This window comes from Burkholderia sp. ABCPW 111 (assembly GCF_000773065.1).
Classification (GTDB): Bacteria; Pseudomonadota; Gammaproteobacteria; order Burkholderiales; family Burkholderiaceae; genus Burkholderia; species Burkholderia savannae.
Genome location: NZ_JPWT01000033.1, coordinates 1 through 1,500, shown reverse-complemented (window position 1 = coordinate 1,500; position 1,500 = coordinate 1). Strand labels below are relative to the sequence as shown.

2 protein-coding genes and 1 pseudogene are annotated in these 1,500 nt (G+C 63.9%); all 3 read left to right on the top strand.

Features of this window, described 5'->3' with window-relative positions; translation table 11 throughout:
• The coding region (locus tag X946_RS05300) for a secretion protein EspA (RefSeq protein WP_038744731.1) at positions 1-685 on the top strand (685 nt) is incomplete at its 5' end.
• 160 nt (positions 686-845) lie between these two features.
• Positions 846-1,196 carry a hypothetical protein gene (locus X946_RS05295; protein ID WP_038744729.1) on the top strand — a complete coding sequence of 117 codons (351 nt, stop codon included), beginning with the start codon at positions 846-848 and terminating at the stop codon, positions 1,194-1,196.
• A gap of 120 nt (positions 1,197-1,316) precedes the next feature.
• A pseudogene (locus tag X946_RS05290) lies at positions 1,317-1,500 on the top strand (secretion protein EspA); the annotation flags it as partial.

Below are 1,500 nucleotides of genomic sequence, written 5' to 3'. Positions count from 1 at the left end.
CATGGATCTGCTGAGCCGGCAGACGACGGCGAAGCTGGACGACATGCAGAAGAAGTCGAACATCTCGCGCGACGCGCAGGACATGGCGAACAAGGTGGAGGCGGCGCTCGCGAAGCTCGTCAAGCCGGAGGACAAGACCGAGCTGCCCGCCGACGTGCTCAAGTATATGAAGGACAACGACATCCTCGTGAACGGCATGACGATCGACGAGTTCATCGCGGCGAAGACGGCGGCCGGCCCGGACCCTCGGAAATTCGCGCAGATGCTCGAAAAGATGCAGTCGATGATCGACAAGGCCGATGCGGACGGGATGACGTCGACGCCGTGGCAGGACGTGGTCAGCTACATGGATTCGCTCGGCATCAAGATCGACGGCAAGCGCGTGTGCGACTACATCTGGTCGCTGCCCGAGGTGAACTACCGGCCCGGCCAGAAGATCAGCGTCGATCACATGAAGACGATCATGAGCGCGCTGCAGGGCGCGGCGGGCCTCGACAAGGCGGACCTGATGTCGGTGAAGTCGTCGCTCGAATCGGTATCGGGGCGCGCGTCGGATTTCATCCAGCAGAGCCAGCTGAAGATGCAGCAGCTGATGCAGAACTACAACACGGCGGTGCAGATGATCAACAGCCTTCAAAGCATGCTCGCCGAATCGACGAAGGGCATCGCGTCGGCGATCCGCTGACGCGCCGCGCGGCCGGCGCGGCTTCGCGCGCGTCGGCCGCCGCGACGGCGATTGCGGTAAACGCGCATGCGCGGGTACGAATTCGAAAGCGGCCGCGGTTTTCAGTAAAGCGAAATCGCGCGGCGAAATTACGATGAAACCGTCAAGAACGAGGTGAGCGATGCAAGGACTCGAGCAACTGAAGGATGCGATGACCGACCTGCACCGGCGCAAGGAAGCGATGCGCGAGCAGATGCAGGCGTTTGAAGCGTTGCAGGACGAGATCGCGGCGCTGCGCGCGCGGGCCGCGCGCGATCCGGACGCGCGCCGCAAGCTGCAGCGTCTCGACGACCTGATGAAGCACGGCGGGCAGGGCCTCGCCGAGCGCATGACCGAGCAGGCCGGCAAGACGGAGCAGTGCCTGAAGCGGCTCGGCGACGAAATCGCGCAGCTCGCGCTCGCCGCCGCGCCGCAGCCCGAGGCTTCGCGCGAGCGCCGGACGCCGAGGAAATTCGCTCGCGCATTCGTCTGACACCCATCCGGTCCGGCCGCGCAGCGAAACAGCACGAAGCCGGAAACACGAAGCAAGCCGCAGCGAAGCGAACGGAACGTAGCGAAACGAACGAAACGAACGAAACGGAGAATCCGAGACATGACGACCATTCAACCGACCGCCCAGAGCCAGATGTCCAACGTCGACCCGATCGGCGGCGCGAGCGAGCGCAACGTCGCGAATCCGCACCCGATCGGCGACAGCATCGCGATGATGCTGGTGATCATGGATCTGCTGAGCCGGCAGACGACGGCGAAGCTGGACGACATGCAGAAGAAGTCGA